20 protein-coding genes are annotated in these 22,083 nt (G+C 41.8%); 6 read left to right on the top strand and 14 right to left on the bottom strand.

Annotated features, from left to right (window positions below; translation table 11 throughout):
* Nucleotides 1-119 precede the first annotated feature (119 nt).
* From mnmC to AK823_RS10900, 3 genes are all read left to right on the top strand, one after another.
* Nucleotides 120-2,150 (top strand): FAD-dependent 5-carboxymethylaminomethyl-2-thiouridine(34) oxidoreductase MnmC, encoded by a 2,031-nt coding sequence (gene mnmC / locus AK823_RS10890; protein ID WP_068329184.1) that lies wholly within the window; start codon nt 120-122, stop codon nt 2,148-2,150.
* A gap of 213 nt (nt 2,151-2,363) precedes the next feature.
* Nucleotides 2,364-2,801 carry a secondary thiamine-phosphate synthase enzyme YjbQ gene (locus tag AK823_RS10895; RefSeq protein WP_068329187.1) on the top strand — a complete coding sequence of 146 codons (438 nt, stop codon included), beginning with the start codon at nt 2,364-2,366 and terminating at the stop codon, nt 2,799-2,801.
* 84 nt (nt 2,802-2,885) lie between these two features.
* Entirely contained in the window at nt 2,886-3,509 is a 624-nt protein-coding gene (locus AK823_RS10900) for a hypothetical protein (RefSeq protein WP_068329190.1), read from the top strand.
* 104 nt (nt 3,510-3,613) lie between these two features.
* On the opposite strand, the gene AK823_RS10905 is transcribed toward AK823_RS10900, so the two are convergent.
* From AK823_RS10905 to ffh, 7 genes are all read right to left on the bottom strand, one after another.
* Nucleotides 3,614-4,276, bottom strand: coding sequence for a DUF4112 domain-containing protein (locus AK823_RS10905; protein WP_068329192.1), 663 nt, complete (start codon nt 4,274-4,276; stop codon nt 3,614-3,616).
* Nucleotides 4,269-5,207: a 4-hydroxybenzoate octaprenyltransferase gene (gene ubiA / locus AK823_RS10910; protein ID WP_068329195.1), complete on the bottom strand. Its 939-nt coding sequence runs from the start codon at nt 5,205-5,207 to the stop codon at nt 4,269-4,271. The genes AK823_RS10905 and ubiA overlap by 8 nt, the downstream gene beginning before the upstream one ends.
* 72 nt (nt 5,208-5,279) lie before the next feature.
* Nucleotides 5,280-5,519, bottom strand: coding sequence for a hypothetical protein (locus tag AK823_RS10915; protein ID WP_068329198.1), 240 nt, complete (start codon nt 5,517-5,519; stop codon nt 5,280-5,282).
* Between the two features lie 78 nt (nt 5,520-5,597).
* Nucleotides 5,598-6,497 carry a class I SAM-dependent methyltransferase gene (locus AK823_RS10920; RefSeq protein ID WP_068329201.1) on the bottom strand — a complete coding sequence of 300 codons (900 nt, stop codon included), beginning with the start codon at nt 6,495-6,497 and terminating at the stop codon, nt 5,598-5,600.
* 51 nt (nt 6,498-6,548) lie between these two features.
* A complete protein-coding gene (locus AK823_RS10925) occupies nt 6,549-7,391 on the bottom strand; it encodes an undecaprenyl-diphosphate phosphatase (protein ID WP_068329202.1) in 843 nt (280 codons plus the stop codon).
* Nucleotides 7,392-7,530: 139 nt separating this feature from the next.
* A complete protein-coding gene (gene tsaB / locus AK823_RS10930; RefSeq protein ID WP_068329204.1) occupies nt 7,531-8,232 on the bottom strand; it encodes a tRNA (adenosine(37)-N6)-threonylcarbamoyltransferase complex dimerization subunit type 1 TsaB in 702 nt (233 codons plus the stop codon).
* A 360-nt stretch (nt 8,233-8,592) separates the two neighbouring features.
* Nucleotides 8,593-10,143 carry a signal recognition particle protein gene (gene ffh / locus AK823_RS10935; RefSeq protein ID WP_068329207.1) on the bottom strand — a complete coding sequence of 517 codons (1,551 nt, stop codon included), beginning with the start codon at nt 10,141-10,143 and terminating at the stop codon, nt 8,593-8,595.
* A gap of 475 nt (nt 10,144-10,618) precedes the next feature.
* Here ffh and ccsA point away from each other — a divergent pair, with 475 nt between their 5' ends.
* Nucleotides 10,619-11,425, top strand: a complete 807-nt coding sequence (gene ccsA, locus AK823_RS10940) for a cytochrome c biogenesis protein CcsA (RefSeq protein WP_068329210.1) — start codon at nt 10,619-10,621, stop codon at nt 11,423-11,425.
* A 77-nt stretch (nt 11,426-11,502) separates the two neighbouring features.
* Here the strand turns inward: ccsA and purU are convergent, their stop codons facing one another.
* Together purU and AK823_RS10950 are read right to left on the bottom strand one after the other, a co-directional pair.
* Nucleotides 11,503-12,366, bottom strand: coding sequence for a formyltetrahydrofolate deformylase (purU, locus tag AK823_RS10945; protein WP_068330297.1), 864 nt, complete (start codon nt 12,364-12,366; stop codon nt 11,503-11,505).
* 288 nt (nt 12,367-12,654) lie between these two features.
* A complete protein-coding gene (locus AK823_RS10950) occupies nt 12,655-18,396 on the bottom strand; it encodes an Ig-like domain-containing protein (protein WP_068329213.1) in 5,742 nt (1,913 codons plus the stop codon).
* A 484-nt stretch (nt 18,397-18,880) separates the two neighbouring features.
* Here AK823_RS10950 and rpmB point away from each other — a divergent pair, with 484 nt between their 5' ends.
* Together rpmB and rpmG are read left to right on the top strand one after the other, a co-directional pair.
* Entirely contained in the window at nt 18,881-19,117 is a 237-nt protein-coding gene (rpmB, locus tag AK823_RS10955; RefSeq protein WP_068037487.1) for a 50S ribosomal protein L28, read from the top strand.
* A gap of 39 nt (nt 19,118-19,156) precedes the next feature.
* Nucleotides 19,157-19,312: a 50S ribosomal protein L33 gene (rpmG, locus tag AK823_RS10960; RefSeq protein WP_068037488.1), complete on the top strand. Its 156-nt coding sequence runs from the start codon at nt 19,157-19,159 to the stop codon at nt 19,310-19,312.
* 143 nt (nt 19,313-19,455) lie between these two features.
* Here rpmG and AK823_RS10965 read toward each other — a convergent pair whose 3' ends face one another.
* The 5 genes from AK823_RS10965 to AK823_RS14340 all read right to left on the bottom strand — a co-directional run bounded on the left by AK823_RS10965 (nt 19,456) and on the right by AK823_RS14340 (nt 21,859).
* Entirely contained in the window at nt 19,456-19,767 is a 312-nt protein-coding gene (locus tag AK823_RS10965; RefSeq protein WP_068037491.1) for a hypothetical protein, read from the bottom strand.
* A gap of 172 nt (nt 19,768-19,939) precedes the next feature.
* The gene (locus tag AK823_RS10970; RefSeq protein WP_068037494.1) at nt 19,940-20,251 is read right to left on the bottom strand and encodes a hypothetical protein; all 312 of its coding nucleotides are present in this window, start codon (nt 20,249-20,251) and stop codon (nt 19,940-19,942) included.
* Nucleotides 20,252-20,318: 67 nt separating this feature from the next.
* Nucleotides 20,319-20,669 carry a hypothetical protein gene (locus tag AK823_RS10975; protein ID WP_068329216.1) on the bottom strand — a complete coding sequence of 117 codons (351 nt, stop codon included), beginning with the start codon at nt 20,667-20,669 and terminating at the stop codon, nt 20,319-20,321.
* Between the two features lie 51 nt (nt 20,670-20,720).
* On the bottom strand, nt 20,721-21,413 hold the full coding sequence (rpe, locus tag AK823_RS10980; protein WP_068329222.1) for a ribulose-phosphate 3-epimerase: 693 nt from the start codon (nt 21,411-21,413) through the stop codon (nt 20,721-20,723).
* A gap of 197 nt (nt 21,414-21,610) precedes the next feature.
* A complete protein-coding gene (locus AK823_RS14340; RefSeq protein ID WP_275477977.1) occupies nt 21,611-21,859 on the bottom strand; it encodes a TIGR03643 family protein in 249 nt (82 codons plus the stop codon).
* Nucleotides 21,860-22,083 lie beyond the last annotated feature (224 nt).

The raw sequence follows: 22,083 nt of genomic DNA on the forward strand, positions 1-22,083 counted from the left end.
GCAGTTGTTATTGATAGACTCTATTCGATATTTCACGCCTACTAACCCTAACTATTTCCAAGCTTCTTCAATGTTTAAGCTTCTCTAATAGAGCCATCAACGCTCCTAAGAACGTTTTCATGCCTACCGCTCAAATCAAAAATGCTGAACCATCAAACGTCATTACTCCTGCCAATATTGACTGGCAAATGGATGATACGGGTAATATGGTGCCAGTGTCAGGTGAGTTTGAGGATGTTTACTTCTCACATGCCGACGGACTAGCGGAGTCGCGTCATGTGTTTTTGGCACATAACCAACTGCCGGAGCGGCTGGCAAACCTTGAGCCAAAGCAGTGCTTTACCATCGCTGAATTGGGTTTTGGTACTGGACTAAATCTCTTGGCAACTTGGCAGCTATGGCGACAACTGCGTGAAACGCATCCACAATTAGCGACTGCGAAACTGCATTTTATTACTACCGAAAAACTCCCTATACCGCTTGCAGATTTAACGCAGATACTGGCATTATGGGGACAGCGTGCGCCCGAGCTGACAGAGATAATTGAGCTATTTTTATCTGCCTATCCTCCTCTTATCGCGGGCTGTCATCGTTTGAGCTTCTTTGATGATAATTTGACCGTTGATATATGGTTGGGCGATGCAGCTATCAGCTTATCCAAATTAGCTTTGGATACTTCTATCAAGCCAGCGCCCTACATTGATGCATGGTTTTTAGATGGCTTTGCACCTTCTTGCAATAGTACTTTATGGGCTGAAAATATCTTTGCACAAATTCAGCGCCTGTCACGTTCAAAGACGACTGCAGCCACCTATAGCTGTGCCGGTATTGTCAAACGTGCGCTACAAAATTGTGGATTTGAGATTAAAAAAGTTAAAGGCTTTGGGCGTAAGCGTGAAATGCTAACGGCGGTCATGGCTGATAAAGTATATTCGAATGATAGTGATAGCAGTTCTACGCTATCTAGCGCTCACAATCATATCGTAGTTATTGGTGCTGGCGTCTCTGGACTGCTAACGGCATGGTCGCTAGCCAATCGCGGTATCAATGTCACCTTACTAGATAAATCAGCCCCCTTAGCCGGAGCATCAGGTAACCCTCGCGCCCTACTCGCACCCAAAATGACGCCTATCCATCATGTCGACGAGCATCTGCATACCATAGGTTATCTCTATAGCAGCAGACTATATCGAAAGCTCAATGAAAAGGCTGCAAAGCAAAATACAGCGCCCGTACTTGAGTTAACTGGCGCCCTTGATCTACTTATGAAAGCCAATATCGGTACAGAGCAAATTGCAGACTATCCTGAAGATATGGCAACCACGCTATCGCTTGCACAAGCACAAGAGACTACTGGATTAAAAACGCAAGATTTATCAGAGAATTTGTACTTACCCCAATCTGGCTTGGTCAATCCTCAAGTATTGAAAAATATAATACTGACCCATCCCCTAATCTGCTTTCAACAATTAGAAGTTAGCAGTATTAACGAGATGGAGAGCCATGTTTGTATTGAAGGCAGTAATCAGGATAAAGATATAATATCTATCATCGCCGATAACGTGGTGATTTGTGCCGCTTTTGAGAGCCATCAGTTAGATAAACGTATTTTTGATTGTCGTAAAATCCGCGGTCAGCTCTCTTGGTTTATTCCCTCAGCAGCACAATGGGCAAAACTGCCCAAACTTCCTCTCAAGTACGGTGGCTATTGCACCTCATTTAGCGGGCAAGCTGGTGACAGTAAGTTGAATGAGGTAGTAGAAGGCGAACAGTATTTATTACTAGGCGCAAGCTTTGTGCGCAATGATACAGACACTGATATTCGTAATGAAGAACACCAGATTAGCCGCGAAAAACTAGTCACTGCCATTCCTGAGATGGAATCGGTCATTCCAACAGATACCAGTCTGTGGCAGGGACGCGCAGGCATTCGCACCCAGACCCCTGATTATCATCCGATGGTTGGGCAGTTAGTCGGTAGTAAACGAATTTGGACCATGAGTGCAATGGGCGCTAAAGGTTATGCGCTGGCACCAATATGTGCTGAAACGCTAGTAGATATGATGCTAGGCTCGTTTGCACCATTGTCAGCGGCGATGCTTGCACGACTCTCGCCAAATCGCACGCGTTTGCAAACGCCGCTCAATTAAAGAACCTTGAAGTGAGTTTCGTCCTTCTTAAGGCATCGCTTTCAACGCCTACGAATATCTTGTAATATTAAGTATTGAAAGTAATTTTAATACCGTTCCCAAAAATCAGAGTATCAAGCAAAACGAGGTTAAGTAGTATGCCTTATGGGCTAAATGAGTTTGACACCGCTAAGTATATTTTTTGGGTTTGGTATAATAACGAGACATATTCAAATGGCTTACCAACAAACCACTCTTACATTGCCTGCCTATGCGCGCGGTATTCATATCATAACACCAATGATTGAAGATGCCATCGAGGCGCTAATACCTCATACATCTAAAGCAGGTCTAGTACACCTATTTTTACAGCATACTTCCGCCAGTCTCGCTATCAACGAAAATGCTGATCCAGATGTCAGATTAGATACCGAAGACTGGCTTAACAAAATAGCACCAGCCGACCAGCCAGAATATCGACATACGCTAGAAGGTTCAGACGATCTGCCAGCTCATTTTAAAAGTATAATGCTTGGGGTCAGCTTAACCGTTCCACTTATCAATGGCGCATTAGGACTAGGAATGTGGCAAGGTATTTACCTATGTGAGCATAGAGACAACCTCGAAAAATATGGCGGACAGCGAAAGCTAGTTATTACCGTAAGCACTTAGTCATATATTGTCATTCAATAGCAAATTACTGCTCACAGCTTACTATGCTTAAATAAACCCCTCTTGATGGATAACAACCTCATTATGAAAGCCCCTACTTTAGCTTTACTAAAATCCAAGTCCTACTTGCGTGTTTTTCCCGCCATTTTTTTTAGTGTGCTGATACTGAATGCCTGCCAAAAGACACCAGAACCTGAAGCAGCTAATGAGGCAAAAGCTGAAACAAACGTTCAAACTACGCCTGTTAATGATAGTCATGATAATGGGGCACCTATAGACAGCTCTCAAAACTCGGTTGATTCCATCATAGATTCAGAGCACGATGTTAACTTAAACGAGCTTGAAAACGATATCGAAACGGTAGAAATAGAACCAAATACTGCAGCCGCGACTCCTAATCCAGAACAAGCGATTAAAGGCGCGCAAATCACTGATGTACGTTATAAAAGCGCGTCAGGTGAAACTTTATCCGTCGTCTTTGAAACCTCGGCTGCGGGCGTACTCAATGCCATCGTAACCTTACCTAATAAACCCAAAATGACCCTAAGCGCACCAGAAGGCCAAGGTAACAATCCTACTTATCGCTCAACAGATGGTAGTATTCAGCTGGTCAGTCATGGTGGTGGTAGCGCTATAGATCTTATTCAAAACAATAAAGTCACCAGCTTCGATGCTGTCAGTGCTGAAGCTGAAGTCATCACTGAATAATTTATTAAAAGACTCATGGCTTAAGCCTCTTAAAAACAATACTTTGAGCAATAAAAAAGGCGATACACGTTACGATCGTGTGCCGCCTTTTTTATTGCTTTGGTTTAGCCAAAGCCAGTTGTTTTTCCAAACAGGCTGACCAGCCAGCTCATCACGGCCCACAATCCCCAAACAATAAATATTAAAACGATTAGCCCTAATATGTCAGGTATATGCAGATAGAGCCAAGCAACGATTGGATTACGCCAAAAGCGACTTTGCTGCTGTTTGTCTTCTAGTGATTGATGTAAAAATGGCCGATCCATATGCATGGTTTCAGTGATGCCATACTCATCTTGTAGGTGCTGATGTACGATGCCCAAGGTTTTACGGCTAGGACGTATAAAGATATCCAGCAGCGTCCCAATACCAGGTACGATGCCAACCACCATATCAATGAGCGCCAGTCTGACTGCTGGCGTCATTTTATGTGCTGGGACACCTAGCTGACGACCTAATATAAACGCATAGCTGGTCAACGCGAGTCCTGCCAAATCTCCTGCTAGCGGAATGGTCGATAGTGCCGCATCAGCGCCCATACCCTGTTTGGTAAACGGGATACGGACTAATGAATCCATGGTATTAGCAAACTTAGCCAATTTACGTTCGGTAGCGATGACTTGCTCACGACTCAAACCGTGCTCAGCCAGCTTTGCTTGGTAGTCTGCCGTAGGTTTATCTGTTGGCTTTTTCGCTTTTAATCTCGAAAATTTATTTAATTTATCCATTAAAAGTCGTCCATATACAAGCAATTGCTATAAGAGCAAAGACGTAACGCCCTACCCAAATATTGGCTAAAAATGCCTGAAAGCAGGCTAAAGCTTGACGACTGGCACAAGCGCTGTTTTGCTTAGCAAACATCATCGCTACTAAAGCCAAGCCAAATACTGGGGTGACACCTAACGTCGTTGGTGCGAAGTAATGCCACATAACTACACCCATAATGAGCAAAAACAACGTTTGTAGTAGTGAGATGATAACTACATCATAGCGACCAAATAATATCGCCGTTGATTTAACCCCAATCTTTAAATCATCCTCACGGTCCGCCATGGCATACTGAGTATCGTAGGCTACTGTCCAGCACATGTAAGCTATGAACAACAACCAACACCAGATATCAGGGGCGCCTTGTACGGCTACATAAGCCATCGGTATCGCCCAACCAAAAGCGGCGGCTAAAAACACTTGCGGCAAATGCGTAAAACGCTTCATAAACGGGTAAATAAACGCCAATATGACCGCACCCAGAGACCAATAGAATACTTCAATAGGCAAGAAAAATAATAAACTGGCACTTAATAATACCAACACTAAAAATGCAGCGATGGCCTCTTTAGCAGATAAGCGACCGTCTGCTAATGGGCGGCCTTTGGTTCGGGTCACATGACCGTCTACTTTGCGATCGGCGAAGTCATTAATCGCACAGCCTGCTGCCCGCATAAAAATCGCGCCCAGAGCAAATAACACAAATATCTTCAGACTTGGCAGACCTGCCGTTGCCCCTTGCTGCTGCGCTTGACCCATCGCTGCCAGCATTACGCCCCATAACGTTGGCCATAGTAATAGCTCAATGCCTACTGGCTTATCAAAGCGCGTTAGCTGCATGTAGGCGTGTAGCTTTTCTTTGAAACTCAAAGCTGAGGGACTGTTGGTCATTGAATCATCTCTAAACATATAGCTTCTAAATATAACGGCTCTAAGTATCTATAGCCTCTAGATATATAACTTCTAAATATCCTGCCACATCCGATTTGCTTCAATTAGTGATATCTCAGGATATTGTTTGCGTAAGGCTTTAATGGCGGCAACTTTCTCTTTATTTGCTGCTTGTTGACGCAAAAAAGTTAATTGCTCTTGTGGGTTGCTCAATTCTTTTAAACGCGCCTCTAACCTTAAAATTCGAGTACGCAATATAATGTTTATCAATAATAAGCCTGCACCCATGGCCCAAATTATTAGCGTTGACATTCCTTGCTCCTAAATCCATTAATCCTAAACACTCAAGATGATTAACTGAGTCCATTCATTAAAATAATAAAACATCTATTAAACGAAATAACCATCAAAGCGTACTGCTTCATTATGCCAGCTTTCACTTGGTTGTTGATTAGCAAGTAACGGCGCAAGCTGCGGCCGCTTCACGACTACGCGACCTTGTTTTTCACCATTTTGACTAACAACAGCTTGCGCACTTTGTAGCAATTGTCGTTCTTCTTCTGATGTTGGCGGGCTAGCTAATTGATGCAGTGCTTGCATATGCTTACCTACTTTAGCACCTTTACCTGTCTTGCTATCTTGGTAGCTATCCTCTGGAAACATTGGATCCAAATACACCACATCAATCATTTTGCTATCTGCAGTTACTGATTCAGCTTTTAGATCTGAAAAATAGCTGAGCGCATCGGTATTTATAATATGTAGACGCGTCATCAACTTTTGCCAATTCGGTAATGCACTCATCCGCTGCTGCTCTGCTAACAATAGCAATGCCATCAAGGGTTGCTGCTCAAGCATCGTTACTTGCGCGCCTGTACTGGCTAATATCAGACTATCATGACCGAATCCAGCGGTAGCATCGATGACCATGCTATCCGATGTGATTTTAGCAGCTTGTAATAGCAATTCAGATTTACGTCCAGCACTCACCACACGGCGTTGTAGCTTATCCCATTCCGGTGCCACACTCAGTCCATTACTAAGCCATGACAGCTTATTTTTTTCTTCTAACAATAAAATAGGCTGGGTAGATATCTGACTTAATTTCTGGCGATGTTTTTGATTGAGTTTATCGGTAATTAGCTCGGTATTTAAAACGATTGGCAGTTCATGTTCAGTTATTAACGTCTGCAAGCTATCAATCTGCGCTTGCTGTGACTCGCTAACATAGAGTAGCTGGCAATGCACAAAGGCAGTAGCCTCTCTAAACTCTTGCTGCAAAGCGGTCATACCTGCCCTCCCTTTATGTTATCTGCAAACCTAGTAAAACAACGTGCAAATCTAGCCAGCCATCTGATAACCAAACAACCAAGACGCCAGTAATACCACCACCCCAGTAATAATGCGTAGCCATGCAAAAATCGTAAAGTCACGGTGACTTACCCACGCCACTAGCCAGCGAATACAGAGTAGTGCCACAATAAAGGATACTACTGTGCCTACGCCTAATACCACCCAATCTTCGCTACTGGTTAACACATCACCGTGTTTGAATAAGTCCAACAAAGCTGCACCTACGATGACTGGTATACCCAGAAAGAATGAAAATTCTGCTGAAGCTTTACGCGAGACCCCAAGCCAAAGAGCACCAATAATAGTAGCACCTGAGCGTGACGTACCTGGTATCAGTGCCAAACACTGAAACAAACCAATCATTAGCGCCGTTTTTAGACTGACATCTTCGGCTTCTTTAGCAATAATCGTCTTAGGACGCTTTTCCACGTAAAAGATCAGCAAACCACCAATGATTAGCATAATGGCGACAATCATAGGATTGAACAAATAAGTTTTGATTTCATCCGCAAAGGTGAAGCCAACGAGCATAACCGGAACAGTGGCAACGATCAGACTCAGTCCCAACTGCCTTGGATTGGTCATGCCTTCTGCTTTGCCCGTCAGCAGACCCATCAATGCTTGCCATAACCTGCCCCAATAATCATAAATGACCGCTAATATAGCACCTAGCTGAACCACAACAATGAACAAGTCAACTTTGTCTTTGGTCCAAAAGCCCATCAGATCAGCTGATAAGATTAGGTAACCAGTACTAGAGATGGGCAAAAACTCAGTGATACCTTCAACGATACCCATGATGACAGCTTGAATTAACAAGAGTATATCCACAATTATTTTCCTAAAAACAGACCTGTTGGCTGTCCTATATTGTCGTTGCTTTTATAAGGTTTGGCGCATGGTTAATACTACGCATCTAGCTATTATGAATGACGTTTACATTACTGTATTTAAATGACTATATTAAAAACTATGCTTTACCTTGTTCTTTTAACGTTTTCCACGCTTGGTTGCGCAGATACTTTGGTAGCGCATGCGCCGCATCGGTACCGCCAGAACTTATAAACTGCGCAATACCCAGTTGTCCAATCACTGTCGCATCCGGCCAAACATCGTCATGACATATTTGTCCATCATATAGTTTTAAGAGCAACGCGCCATTACCGGCAATAGGAATATCGAGTACTGTTTGGCTATCATAATCCAGCAGTTGCTCAGTGCTCTCTTCATCATTGACTAACACTGGTTGCATGACAGCATGATCTGATTGCTCGCTATCTTTTATTGCATATTGCCCAAAGTAAACTTGCTGCATACGTGCGTCAAGGGCGCTATATACTTGCGTTACACCATATTGTTGATATGCCCGCTGCGCAATCGCTTGCAGACTTGAGACTCCTACGCAAGGTAAATCATGTGCCACTGATAGCGCTTGTACCACCGCAGTATTAATACGAATACCGCTAAATGCACCTGGACCTCGATTAAATATTAATGCCTGCATGTCCGCAAGGCTCAGTTTAGATTCGGACAGAGCTGCATCGATCATTGGTAAAATTTGTTGGGTCTGCTGGCGCTTACCAGTCTCGGTATGACTCGACAGTACTTGACCACTCGCATCTAAAATTGCGATTGAGCACTGATCGAACACGGTATCCATTGCTAAAAACATTGTAACCTCGGCTTATACTTTTGGCACTATAGTCAGTCCACTATAAAAGTGTTGCTGCGTTAACCTCATTTGAAGTATGACATAACCATCTACGCTCGGTTGCCTTGTCCCACTCTCAAAGTACCACTTTCAAATTGAATCGACTACATAAAAAATACGCCCTAATAAAATAGCGCCTATCATAGCATTTAGGGTAAGCGATTTTTATCACTTTCTACGTTTTTCACACTTTATTCATGAGAAGACATATAAACATAGGTGTTCTAATAGGTGAGCTAAATAGCATCCATAAAAAAACCCAAAACTACTTTAGCTCTGGGTTTCTATTAGACTTATAGTACTAATAAATTTAACTACTGTTTAAAAACGCGTTTTAAACTTTTTTGGCGCTTGGTTTTCCATCTCTTGCATCTGCTTTTGCATCTCTTCAGTGCTAGGCATATTATTAGGATCAAGTCCCATTTGCTTCGCCATTTGTTGCGGGTTCACATCTTTAGGACCGCCTTGCTGACCGCCGCCGCCAAATAAAGGACCGCCGCCCCCAGCTCCGCCACCGCCACCGCCCATTAACCCTTGCATAGACTTCATCATCTTACTGATGCCTTCAGGCTTGGATATCATTTTCATCATTTTTGCCATTTGCTTGTGCTGCTTGAGCAAACGGTTGACGTCTTGGATCTCACGCCCCGAGCCTGCAGCAATACGACGCTTGCGACTAGGGTTAATCTTATCAGGATTCTGACGCTCAAATGGGGTCATAGAATTAATTAACGCTTCCATTTCACGGACTTTTTCTTCAGGTTTAGCGTCTTCGACAGCTTTTTGCATATCCGAACCGCCCATGCCTGGCATTTTATCAAGGAAGCCCGACATACCGCCCATATTTTTCATCTGCTGGAACTGAGTCAATAGATCCTCAAGGTCGAAGTCGCCGCCCTTTTGCATCTTTTTCGCCATTTTTTCGGCTTTATCACGGTCGATTTTTTGTTCGACTTCTTCAACCAGACTCAGTACGTCACCCATACCAAGAATACGCTGGGCAATACGCTCAGGATGGAATAGCTCTAAGGCGTCGAGTTTTTCACCGCGACCTAAGAACTTAATCGGCTTACCTGTGATAGCGCGTACAGAAAGCGCTGCACCGCCGCGAGCATCACCGTCAGTCTTAGTTAAGATAACACCCGTCAATGGCAACGCATCGTTAAAGGCTTTGGCAGTATTGGCTGCATCTTGACCTGTCATGGCATCAACCACAAACAGTGTCTCGGATGGATTAACCGCAGCGGTTAACGCCTTAATCTCATCCATCATGGTCTCATCGATAGCTAGACGACCCGCCGTATCAATAATCAAGATGTCTTGGTATTGAATTTTTGCTTCTTCGATAGCGCGTAGGGCGATATCAATTGGGTTCTCGTCGCTACTTGAGTTAACGAACTTGGCGTCAACTTGACCGGCTACTTGCTGAAGCTGCTGTATTGCCGCTGGACGATAGACGTCAGCTGAGACCAGCATGACCTTTTTCTTATGGCGCTCTTGTAGATATTTGGCCAGTTTACCTGCAGTGGTGGTTTTACCCGCACCTTGCAGACCCGCTAATAAATACACGACAGGAGGCTTACCCGTCATCTCAAGCTGCTGATTAGCACTGCCCATCATTTCGGTCAGCTCATCGTGGACAATCTTTACAAACGCCTGACCTGGAGCTAATTCTTTTAGCACCTCAGCACCAAGCGCCTGCTCTTTAACGCGTTTCACGAAATCGCGAGTGACCGGTAGCGCCACGTCGGCTTCTAACAACGCCATACGCACTTCACGTAGCGTGTCTTTGATATTGTCTTCAGTCAGTTGCCCCGTGCCGGCGATATTGCGTAGGCTCGACGATAGACGTTCTGTTAAGGTATCAAACATAAATAACTCTCAATTAAACAATTAAAATATTTTTATAAAAAGGCTTCTTGTTAAGGTATATGCAGTCAAAAAGCACTTTATTAAAGATGGATTAAACAAAATGGTTTAGGGTATCGCACATTTACATCGAATATGATTTATCTAAAAATGATTGACTATCAATACTATAGCGTAATTTCCGCTAAGACTTTAGACGCATTTGGCTTTAATCTAATGCATTGACAGCCATATTAATACGGTTAAACAAATACTGTTATATAAATACCGCTATATAAACTGTTACCTATTGAGTGGCTTATATAAACCTTTATAGGTAGTTGCTGCCTCATAATGAATAACTATTTATGATCTTAGCATCTATGAATAATAATAGAGATGATTCTCAACTAGCCTTCATTTTATGATAGATTGGACGATTATTCTAATAATACCACTTTAGCGTTAAATTGAGCGGCGATTTTGCGCTCATTATGGGATGAGGCTTTTACCTGTGCACCTTGCGTTCATAATTGCTAGTATGGCTTATATAGCAGTCAGTATCCATATCAGTTGGGCATTGACGAAGAGCAACCCTATTCATAAAGGCTTAAGCCTTGGCTTACTGGTCGTCGGTATGCTCGCACATGCCGCCCTATTATATCCGTATGTGGTTACGTTATATGGGCTAAATTTTAACTTATTTAACATAATCAGCCTAATTAGTCTGTTTTTCTTGTTTTTCTATGTACTCTTCTGTCTGTACCGTCCTATTCTTAGTCTAGGTATCCTAGCTGCACCGACTGCGCTTATTGGTATGACAGTGGGCTATGTTGGCCGCGCACCTTATCAGCCACTAACTGATGTCAGCATCGGTCTTGAAGCGCATATTCTATTATCACTTGCTGCCTACTGTGTGCTGCTGATGGCTGCAGTGCAAGCGCTATTTTTGCGTCTGCAAATTCGTGAGCTTAAGCATCATACCATCCATCGTTTTTGGGTCAATAAACTACCGCCTCTACAAAGTATGGAGAGCTTATTATTCGATATGATATTGGTAGGCTTTATACTACTTAGCATCGCGCTGGGAATTGGCTTTATCTATGTAGAAGACTTGATGGCGCAGCATATTGTGCATAAGACGGTATTTAGCATGTTATCTTGGTTGCTATTTGGCATACTGTTGATAGGAAATTGGCGCGCTGGCTGGCGTGGCAAACGTGCGGCTAATATTACTTTCTATGCCTTTATCTTATTAGCAATTGGCTTTGTCGGTAGCAAGTTTGTCTTAGAGCTAGTGTTATAGAGTGAGCGTCACAGTCGGTCAGCATAAATCATAAACGATATTGCTGACCGTAACGCTTATTTAATAAGATCTTCTCTCTAATTAAAGACCACTGTTTTATTGCCTGTCACAATGACTCGATTTTGCACATGCCAGTTCACTGCGCGTGCCAATACATTGCGCTCAATATCACGACCAATAGCACGTAATTCTACCACACCCTGACGATGGGTCACACGGTGCACATCCTGCTCAATAATAGGGCCTTGATCGAGCTCTGCAGTGACGTAATGCGCAGTCGCACCGATAAGCTTAACGCCTTTGTCATACGCCTGACGATAAGGATCTGCTCCGACGAAAGCTGGTAAGAATGAATGATGAATATTGATAATCTGCATTGGCCAGCGTTCAATGAAATCAGACGATAGTATCTGCATATAGCGTGCTAATACTATTAAGTCGTTACCTGCCATCAATTCATCAACTCGCTCTTCCGCCTCAGGTTTATTATCCTTAGTTACCGGTACGTGATGAAAAGGTATACCGAAGTTTTCTACTGCTTGACGCAGATCTTCATGATTACTTACAACAGAAGTAATCTGGCAATCGAGCAATCCTCGTTGATGACGCCATAACAAATCTAATAATGCATGATCAAACTTCGATACCAAGATACCGACTTTAGTCTTAATCGCATTGTCATGTAGACGCCAAGTCATGTTATGACGCTTGGCAACGGTATGCGCAAAGCTGGCTTCAAAGTTATCAATAATTTCGCTCAAACCTTCTAGAACAAACTCTAAACGCATAAAGTACTGTCCACCTTCATGAGCAGTTGAATATTGATCGAGAGTGATAATATTGCCGCCATAGCGATGAATAAATTCTGATACCGCCTGCACAATACCGGCTTGATCGCGGCATTTGATTAAAAGTGTTGCAGTATCGATAGCAGTAGTAATAGGCAGCACTTTAGATGCCACTTGAGGTGAGGTTTTTGATAAAGTATTCGTTTCAGTGTCTGACATAATGCATCCAATTTAAGAAGAAAAACTTTCTACCACTAAGTATTAAAGCCCAGCTTAAAAATCAGCGTTAGCATAGGAATTGGTTATTTTAATCGTTTTTGCAATGTTTTGCTTACTGAGTTGGTTTTTTTTGGTTATTTATATTACCAATACAAAAACCCCCAACACGAGGGTTGGGGGTTCGTTCTAAATGCTAGTCTTCTGAATAAAGATTATAAACCATTATTCAACTTTAATAACTTTAGAAAACCTAACTCCATTACTACCTACACTAACAACAGAGCCCAAACTAAAGGCTTGATTAAAGTCAACTGAATAGAACGGATGATTCGCACCATTATCTGTCTTAGCTTCTCTACCAATAGAAATCGTATAATTTTGACTATTTTTCGAACTAGATAACAAACTAACTGCTGTATAACCGTTGCTTCCTATTCTTTCGTCAACCTCAATATTCATACTACTTACACACTCTACGCCCCCATCGCCAAATGGACTAGTAGCGCCAATCCATGGCGACTCTACATTTGAGCCATTAATAGATTTATCACTCTCTGCAAATGGAAGTCTGTAATAAATACTTTGCTTATTTTCACTACCATTTAAGAAAGTAGTGGCATCAAAACGTACTTTGACCCAGTTTGAGTAGCGCATTGGATAGCGAATACTAAAGTCAGCGCGACCTTCTTCGTTAGTAATAAAGGTATAACCATCATCTGATACCGTACCACCGATAATAGCGACTGGATTGATAGTATCAAGTATACCGTTGCCATTAAGATCTTGGTTTTTATCTAAGGTGTAATTGTAGTTTGGATCTTTATCAAACGTAAAGTTATAATTTGGATCATCTTCGCTATTAATCCAGTCTGACTCAAATTGAATTAACTCTTTATCTTCCTTAACTAAAGGATCCGGTGTGGTTATAACACCGTTGTTATCAGTCGTCTCTCTTCCTTGGAAGGTCACGGTACTGTTTAGCAGACACACCTTACCTTGTGCATAATCAGTCGCATAAGACTTAATTGACACTTCTTGATTAGGTACCGAACGACCTGAACCATCCATGACAGATATAGAACCACGTACCGTATAATAGATATCGTCCGATGATAGTTTATTAGCAAAGGCCAAAGTGGTATATACAGCCTCTTGTGACACAGTGATAGTCGTAGTCTTCACCCCTATATTTGCATTGTCTTGTAATAAACGTGCGTTGATTACAATACCGCCTATAGGTGAGCTAGCATTGGCTGTATAAACCACACGTGCTTCACCTTTACGGTCTGTTATGGCAGTAGCAGCAGACAAGCGCCCTGCTGACGAGTCTGACGCACGGCTAAATACGACGGTTTGACCTTCGACAGGCACATCATTTTTATCTTTTACCGTTGCGACTACTTCGGTACTCGTACCTGGAGTGATAACTGATTTCACCGCTTGGAATAACATTTTAGCAGGTGTGGTGGCACGGAAACGTGCATCAACTGTCGCACGATAGCGCGGCTCACCGTTTGGTAGTGTTTCACCCAATACAGTCGCCTGTAGTGCAGTAATACCAGCAAGCTCTGATGTTAAGGTAACAGGTATTGTAACGATATTGCCACTTATATCAGTGACGGCAATGGTTTTAGTAACGATGACATTATTACTATCAGCACTTCCACTAGCAAATTTACCTAGTGTCGTTTGAACCTCAACTTGCTTACCGATTAATTCAGCTGCTTGAGCAGCTGTATCACGACGTATCTGAACATTGATAGTATGTGCTTTATTAACATCATAAACGTCTTTGATATCGATAAAGCTGATGCCTGCTTGTGAGACTTTGATTAGCTCAATACTATTTAGACTACGTTGAGTATTGATACTATTTTCACCCAAAGCGCGAGCAAATACACGTAAATTACCATTGCTATCAAAGCTCAAATCAGCTTCGTTAACATTAAATACTGCTTTACCATCTGCATTGCTAATAGCAGTCGCACTAGAGTGGATAACATCACCGTTCGCGTCGACTAACTCCATACCAGCATTGGCAATGGCACGGCCTGCACCATCTACTAATGTGGTCGTGATAGTAGTAGAAGCGCCATCTTTTAGATTAGCTTCTGTAGCTGCAATAGTAATTTCTGTACCGATAGCTGATAAGCTTAATGACTTCTCTTCACGCACTTGCATGCTGACTTTGCCATCTGCATCGTATTGTGGCGTAACGATTTTGGCATTGATTACAACACTATGATTTAAACGAGCGTTCACACTGCTAGCAGCGAGCAGCACACCAACATTTATTAAACCATCAGCATCAGTTGTTACCATGCTTGGGGTTGTTAGAGCAGCACCGCTGGCTTCTAAATTTTCAATACTTAACTGTACAGGGACACCTGCCAAAATACCACCCTTGCTGTCAGTGACACGGAAGGTAGCAGTAGTCTGATCACCACCAGTGTTAAGAGTAGGTTTGTCAGAAGAAACTAATAGCTGGTAACTATCAATCGTGGCAGTATCTACTGCTACGATATAGTTCTGTATCAAATCAATGTTTTCAGCCGTGGTAGTGGTAGCCGTTAGCTTGATACCCGCTTCTAGAATCGCTTGGTTGACTTTAGCATCGTCTATAAGCGTGAGATCAAAGGTTGCTACGCCGTCACCATTAGTTGTAGCGATGTTATTACTAATAGTCACGCCAGTTTTGATAGGATCATTAACATTTAAACGAACTTCGCGATTGCCGATACTACCGTCGTTATTAGCAACTCGTACAAAGACTTTAAATGTATCGCCTTTAGTGTTGACGACTTTATTAGCACCAATGGTTAAGTTTTCTTGTGTACCGTCGGCAGTTGGTCTAACTGTTGCGACACTACTGGCTTGAGTTACGATAGTATTGTTTCTGTCAGCAGCAGATAGTGCTATAGCGAAACTGTTTCCAATAGCATCTTTTTGTGCATCAGTGAGATTGTTTGGCGCGGCGATAGTAAAGGTAGCGCGACCCGAATTATCAGTGATTTGCGAGCTACTCGATACAAGTGTGATACCTTGACTAGCTACAGCAGCTGGTAAAGCTAGAAATACTTTTTGTCCGGCAACAATATTATCAGCCTTATCTTGTGCCGTCACTACGATTTGGGTCTCACCACCATTTAAATTAAGCGGATTTGACTGATCGTTGATTAACGAGATCACAGCAGACATAGACTTTACTTGAATCTTAACTTGCTGAGTCTTATTAGTTAAGGTCTCAGTTAACGTTGCCGTTAATAATTGCTTACTTAGCGCATCTCTTTCTGCATCAGATAAGCCGTTTTCTACAATGACCTCAAAGTTAACAACACCATTACTATCAGTATTGGCAGTAATACTTCCCGACCCTGCCTGTCCATTGACTATTAGCAACCTTGCTAACGCTTTGTTATCTAAAACGAAGCTGACAGGTTGATTAGCAATCAAAGTCTTATTAGTTTGATTGCTAAGCTGAGCCTGAATAAGTGTATTATCACCCATGTTATTAAGTTGATAGTCGACTTGATTACCAGTGTCATTATTAGTGTTTAAGATATTTAAGGCTACACTTGGTGTAGTGAGCTGCACCTTTTGTGCTTGTTCATACGTAACACCGTTTTCCACATAAGACAGTTGATAGCTAATACCTCTATTTTTAAGGTCAGCACGCTCAGTGATTGTTAAGTCAGCTGGTACATTTATAGTAAATACCACCTGACCATTAAAATCTGTATTTTGAGTAATTGGGGTAACAGTAACACCATAAGTGTCAGCTAAATTATCTAGCTTGATCGTTACTTGTTGGTCTCTAATAGCTTGAGTAACATCCTGCTTAGAAACCAATTTAACATTAACTTGACCGGTACCACCTAACTGACTAATACTTGGGTTAATAATAGAACCAAATTGAATACTAGTAGCTGGCCGTTTAATATCAATTTTCTGATTAATTTTAGATTGTGTACCATCATTATCAGTCAAAACCGCTGTGTAGTTAATACCCGATTGAATCAGTGCATCACGTTGCAATAGAGTTAGGTTTGGATTTATCTGGATAGTGAATGATGCCATACCTGCATTATTGGTCATCTGTTCATTACCAACAATAGTGACTCCTTGAGCATTGTCAAGAATGAGTTTCACTACTCTGTCGTTAGCAGCACTGCCATCCATACGCTTACCAGAAAGCTGTAATGTGAACTCATTATTTAACGGGGTAATGACGCTGGGTAACGTACCTAAAAGTGAAAGCGTAATATCACTCTTACCAATGTCTGAACCTATTGTAATAGGCTGACTGCTAACACTGCTACCAGCACCTGAGGCCTCAGTGGCAGTAGCTGTTAATATAAAACTACTTGTTTTTTCTAGTTTTTCTTTTTGTGATACAGTCAAACCTGTTGGAACAACAACAGTATAACTAACCATACCCTTGGCATCAGTATTCTGCTCAGCAGCTCCATTAAATGTTAGCAAACGTGCATCTGTTAAAATCTTTGGTAAACTAGCAGTTACCTTTTGATTAGCAATAGCACCACCATTTTTATCATTCACACGAAAGCTAATTACCGCTGTACCACCTGAACTTGAAAGCTGTTTTTTACTGCTATTATCGAAGCTAATGTCATATTTTGCAGTTGGGATTTCAACCATACTTTTAACATTTTTTGCTGTGGTAGAACGATTAGGCTCAGATAAAACCACAGTGTAGCTAACGCCCTTTTCTACAATTTCTTTGCGCTGAGCTGCAGTAAGTGTAGGTGCTACAATTAGACTGACAACTGCTTTCCCTGTTGTATCAAAGGTAAAAGCCTCTGTGCTAAGCTTAACTCCAGTAACTGCATTATTAAGTTTGATTGTCCCTTTTGCCCCATTAATAGAGGTTGGTACTTTAGAGTTTTTAGCAGTTGCCGTGATAGTCAGTGACTTCTCATCTCCATAGGCATTAAGCACTACGTCCCTACCTTTCACATCTAAGACATAATCAGAGATAGGCAACGCTACAGTTAAGTTATCCGTTTCTTGCTTAGTAGCACCATTTTGCTCTTGGATACTGATTGCGTATGCAATACCTTCACCTTGTAGCAATGCATCACGCTCAGCTTTCGAAAGATTTTCATCTATTTTAATGCTGAAAGTTGCAATACCATCCGCATTTGTGACTTTACTACTGCCACCTACGATAGAGATGCCTTTGATATTATCAATACCTAGCCCAACTTTGACGTCTTGAACACGGGCACCCTTACTATTTTTGGCAATGACACTGAGTGTCGCTGTATCACCATATACATTTAAGACATTATTGGAGACCGAGCTAGTAGTCAACGAAGTACTTATATCAAGCTTACTTTCAATAACTTGAGTACCACCACCGCTGCCTTTCCTATTTACCGAAACCTTTAACTCCTGCGGTGCGACCGAAGTGCCATCCGCTTTGTTAGCAGTCGCCACTAGAGTAAAACCATTGGCTATCAGCTTATCTTTATCAGCAACTGCTTGCGGATTGAGCTTTAATGCATATACCGCGTTACCATCATTGTCGGTAGTCTGGGTACTCTGACCTTCGATAGTGATACCGTTATTTTCAGAATCTACTACTTTTAGAGTCACGGCTTTACCAACCATCGCTCCACCAGATACTTTCTCAACAGCTTTAACAGTAACGCTAAAGGCTGCTTGCTCATCAGATAACTCAATGATAGTAGGCGCTGTGTTCAGTTTTTGAATAAAGAAGTCCGGCTCAACGTCTGGCACTTGTTCATCGCCACCAGCATTGCCATTACCGCCAGTACCACCACCTGTTCCAGGTTGCGTAACACCTAAATCAGGTGCAGGTGCAACAGAATCTACTGTGTCACCATCGCCACCCCCACCACAACCTGCTAAAGCCAATGCGCAAGTCAAAGATGTAAATTGGAACAGCTTAGAAGTAAAAGGTAGCGGGCTATATGACATTTTTTGGACTCCGAATCAGCAATGATGTATTCGAGAAGATAAGCAAGAATCGTTCCCAATCTACAAATATATGAGCAAAAGTAGATAAGGTTACCGTATGTTTACTATATATATAAAGTGTATTAAATTTCTAACAGCAACTTTACTGACTTTTGTTATAAGTTACAACTAAAAATTATACCTACGGGTTAAGTAATCGATGACATACGAACGTAGATTCAGGGTATAATAGGTGACTTTTATGACGACGATTATCACAAAATAATTTGAATGTTTACTGATTTTATGGTATAAATGTCGGCTTTAAAATTTTCTGAATTGGTCAGTCTGTTATTTGCCTTTAGATGACAGCGAAAACCAGCTCAACCTTCATATAGTTTTGTTTGGTGCAATGGTGCCGCTTGCTGTGTCCATGCCGCAAATACGCGCAACTTGCCCAGACTGGTATGAGAATCCCTCATACCTCATAGATCAGGAGTTCGCCATGTCTAGAGTTTGCCAAGTGACTGGAAAGCGCCCTATGGTGGGTAATAATGTTTCGCACGCAAACAACAAAACCCGTCGTCGCTTTCTACCAAACCTTCACAACCATCGTTTTTGGGTAGAATCTGAAAACCGTTTTGTACGTCTACGTATATCTACTAAAGGTATGCGCATCATTGACAAAGTTGGTATTGATAAAGTGTTAGCAGATTTGCGCGCACAAGGTCAAAAAGTTTAAGCCACGCGCTTGTCTGCCATCATTTAAAGGAAAGCTATCATGAGAGATAAAATCAAGTTGGTATCAACTGCTGGTACTGGGTATTACTACACCACTACTAAAAATAAGCGCACAATGCCTGGCAAAATGGAGATCAAAAAGTTTGATCCTAAAATTCGCCAACATGTGATCTTTAAAGAAGCAAAAATCAAATAATTTGTATTTTTTATAGAATGATTTTTCTATAAATAAAATTATTTGAACAATAAAAAAGGGCCTATCAATTGATAAGCCCTTTTTTATTGTCTGCAATTCATATCTTATTATAAATAAATTGCCTTAAGTTCAATCATAGCCTGTTAGCTATAATTCGTAGGTTCTTTATCATAGACATGCGCATGCCACTGACTCATCTGCTTTTGCATAATCACTTGAATAGCTGCATGAATCATATGCTGACCGATAGCTTGAGTATCACTACCAAGCAACTCTTTAAGCTTATCAGAAAAGTCGATGGTCATTAGTGGTGCTTCATCTTGTTCAGCATCACGCAACAATAATCTACCGTCATCTGCTTCTACCAGTTCAAGAGTCGTCTCTTTAGCAAATCCTGCAAACTTATCTTGGGTATCGTTGTCTACTTCTATCTCATTATCAATATCATATGGCATTTAATGTATCCTCAATTATACCGTCTTGTCATTGCATAGAGTTTTACGTCTCAAGACAACATGGGTAAATGTATCATACTCATACAATGGACGCTTTGACCCTAGAATTCAAGAGCATTAACGCAAGTCTTATAAATAAGCCGATATTGACTACGTCATAATAACTGTTCAATTAACGCCAGTAGCGCAATTTGGCTAAGGTAAATAACAAGGCGACGAACATACCCAGATAATACATGAGTTTTAACTCTAGCGTCGGGTCACGATATTTAAATGGCAGTGCGACGGCGGCAGTAGCGGTGGGAAATATTAACAGCATCAGTAGCCAGCTCTCAAAAACATGTAACCAGCCTTGAAACCCTTCGCCATGACTCAGCGAAGCTAACCCTAACAATAGACAAGCAATAATAAGGCTAGTGAACAAAACATTAGGTAGATCTTTTGGGTAAATAATATTCGCAATACGGGTGGGCATAATTTGCATATAAAATTCCAGTCAAGACGAAAATCATGACTTAATAATGATAAAAAATTTATGAATAATGTGAAATTTAGCTATAAGTGCCCATCAACCATAGCAATGAAATACAAGAAGTCAGATAGCCTAGACTTATCGCATTCCAGCCCGCAATGTCAGTACCATTCAACTTGTTGAATACACGCGCACCAAGCCAAAAAAGTAACGGAATACCGAGCACAAAAGCAGGTACTATTACCGCCGCATGGCGTAACACATCTCCAACATCATCCCCCACCATTAAGCGAAAACCATATCCAGCAAGGCTCAGTATCAACGAAAATATCGCTAAGCCAATGGTAATTCCTTTGGGTACTAAACTGCGTTTTTGTTGTCGATTAGACGAACCCTTATCGTCATGGTTTGGTGAGGTTGGCTTATCCATAATGCACCTTTTTGTGACGTAAGACTATTCTTACCTGTATCACTATAATAGCTATTTGCTGCTATTTACCAAAGCTAACTCTTGACGCATGGCAGTAATAGCTGCCTGATAATCATCTTGATTAAAGATAGCAGAACCAGCTACAAACATATCAGCACCAGCCTCAGCGATAGCACGGATATTACTCGCTTTGATACCGCCATCTACCTCTAACCTAATATCACGGCCGCTAGCATCGATACGCTGACGGACTTCGCGCACTTTATCCAAGGTACTTTCGATAAACGACTGCCCACCAAACCCTGGGTTGACGCTCATCAGTAATATTTGATCGACTTTATCCATTACATAATCTAAATAATGTAGTGGCGTGGCTGGGTTAAGTACCAAACCACATTTAGCCCCGCCGTCTTTAATCAGTTGCAAGGAGCGATCAACATGTCCACTAGCTTCTGGGTGAAAAGTAATAACGCTAGCACCGGCTTCTAAGAACTGCTCAATCATACCATCGACTGGGCTGACCATTAGATGTACGTCAATGGGTGCATCAATACCATAATCACGTAACGCCTTACAAATCATACTACCAAAGGTCAGGTTCGGTACGTAATGGTTATCCATTACATCAAAATGTATGACGTCGGCGCCTGCTTTTAAAACAGTCTCAACTTCTTCGCCCAAACGCGCAAAGTCAGCAGATAGTATTGAAGGGGCGATTAGATATTGTTTAGAAGGGCTAATCATAATTGAGCTACCTAATTAATGTTTTGATAAATTGATAAGTTTGGTAAATTGACAAAAACGAGAAGGCTTACCTCAACACTATTAATGCTAGATAAACCGATAAACTTTCTATTCTAAAAAACAATGCCTTAAAAGCTTATTCTTCGGAGACTTGTGCCTCGAAAACTGATATCTTAAAAATTACTGTCTTAAAACTACTATCGTGGCTTATATTGGGTTTTGCAATAGGCACGGCCTACTTCGAAAGATCGTTTCGCTTGATGCTTAGTAGAACGACCGGTTACACGTTGGCGCCATAGACGAAAAGATGAGGGTTTTAGCTGTTGACGCATCAATTTAATGACGTTAGCTTCACTAAGTCCATAACTGTGCTCTATAGCGCCAAAAGGCGTTCTATCTTCCCATGCCATCTCTATCACACGTGATATTTGCGCGGCATCCAGTATTTTATCAACCGCTAGATTATCTGGTCTTGACTGCAACTGATCTGAGCTCACAATATCTAAACTGAGCGTATCTTTGGTCTTATTACTGGCTGATCGTTTTGTGCGTAAAGCTGTATCTATGTCAGCCTGCATAGTAGCAAGTGATGATTGTATATTCTGTTGCTGATTATTTAAACGTTCACCTACGGATGACGCTTGATGATATACCATAAACTCTTACCTTT

The sequence above is a fragment of the Psychrobacter sp. P2G3 genome (assembly GCF_001593285.1).
Classification (GTDB): domain Bacteria; phylum Pseudomonadota; class Gammaproteobacteria; order Pseudomonadales; family Moraxellaceae; genus Psychrobacter.

Bases quoted from the DNA above. Each gene is read 5' to 3' on its own strand.
- mnmC (WP_068329184.1), top strand. From the start codon at position 120: ATGCCTACCGCTCAAATCAAAAATGCTGAACCATCAAACGTCATTACT.
- AK823_RS10895 (WP_068329187.1), top strand. From the start codon at position 2,364: ATGGCTTACCAACAAACCACTCTTACATTGCCTGCCTATGCGCGCGGT.
- AK823_RS10900 (WP_068329190.1), top strand. From the start codon at position 2,886: ATGAAAGCCCCTACTTTAGCTTTACTAAAATCCAAGTCCTACTTGCGT.
- AK823_RS10905 (WP_068329192.1), bottom strand. From the start codon at position 4,276: ATGGATAAATTAAATAAATTTTCGAGATTAAAAGCGAAAAAGCCAACA.
- ubiA (WP_068329195.1), bottom strand. From the start codon at position 5,207: ATGACCAACAGTCCCTCAGCTTTGAGTTTCAAAGAAAAGCTACACGCC.
- AK823_RS10915 (WP_068329198.1), bottom strand. From the start codon at position 5,519: ATGTCAACGCTAATAATTTGGGCCATGGGTGCAGGCTTATTATTGATA.
- AK823_RS10920 (WP_068329201.1), bottom strand. From the start codon at position 6,497: ATGACCGCTTTGCAGCAAGAGTTTAGAGAGGCTACTGCCTTTGTGCAT.
- tsaB (WP_068329204.1), bottom strand. From the start codon at position 8,232: ATGTTTTTAGCAATGGATACCGTGTTCGATCAGTGCTCAATCGCAATT.
- ffh (WP_068329207.1), bottom strand. From the start codon at position 10,143: ATGTTTGATACCTTAACAGAACGTCTATCGTCGAGCCTACGCAATATC.
- ccsA (WP_068329210.1), top strand. From the start codon at position 10,619: ATGAGGCTTTTACCTGTGCACCTTGCGTTCATAATTGCTAGTATGGCT.
- AK823_RS10950 (WP_068329213.1), bottom strand. From the start codon at position 18,396: ATGTCATATAGCCCGCTACCTTTTACTTCTAAGCTGTTCCAATTTACA.
- rpmB (WP_068037487.1), top strand. From the start codon at position 18,881: ATGTCTAGAGTTTGCCAAGTGACTGGAAAGCGCCCTATGGTGGGTAAT.
- rpmG (WP_068037488.1), top strand. From the start codon at position 19,157: ATGAGAGATAAAATCAAGTTGGTATCAACTGCTGGTACTGGGTATTAC.
- AK823_RS10965 (WP_068037491.1), bottom strand. From the start codon at position 19,767: ATGCCATATGATATTGATAATGAGATAGAAGTAGACAACGATACCCAA.
- AK823_RS10970 (WP_068037494.1), bottom strand. From the start codon at position 20,251: ATGCAAATTATGCCCACCCGTATTGCGAATATTATTTACCCAAAAGAT.
- AK823_RS10975 (WP_068329216.1), bottom strand. From the start codon at position 20,669: ATGGATAAGCCAACCTCACCAAACCATGACGATAAGGGTTCGTCTAAT.
- rpe (WP_068329222.1), bottom strand. From the start codon at position 21,413: ATGATTAGCCCTTCTAAACAATATCTAATCGCCCCTTCAATACTATCT.